This is a genomic window from Emticicia sp. W12TSBA100-4, assembly GCF_040253585.1.
Lineage (GTDB): Bacteria > Bacteroidota > Bacteroidia > Cytophagales > Spirosomataceae > Emticicia.
The window spans coordinates 1-237 of record NZ_JBELAU010000116.1; the positions used below are offsets into that span (position 1 = coordinate 1).

General features: G+C 33.3%; 1 protein-coding gene. It reads right to left on the reverse strand.

What is annotated here, in order from left to right:
• Nucleotides 1-187, reverse strand: a 187-nt coding sequence (locus ABR854_RS26015; protein ID WP_502881250.1) for an IS1/IS1595 family N-terminal zinc-binding domain-containing protein, incomplete at its 3' end; no start/stop codon positions are given.
• Nucleotides 188-237 lie beyond the last annotated feature (50 nt).

Here is a 237-nt window from a genome sequence, read left to right on the forward strand (position 1 = left end):
TACCTGATAAAGAGATTCTCTCAAAGAGTAACTTGTTTATAAGAATTTTGTCGGATTCGTTCACAAACCATTCTTGACCACCCTCTACGAATTGACGATTACAAGTATGGCATAAATAGTTTTGCTTACCATAATGGGTGTGTCCATTCTTTGTAGTATTTTCACTGCTACAATGACTACATTTCATCCTTGCTTTTTTTACAAAGATAAATATAGAATTACATTTTTAGGGCTACC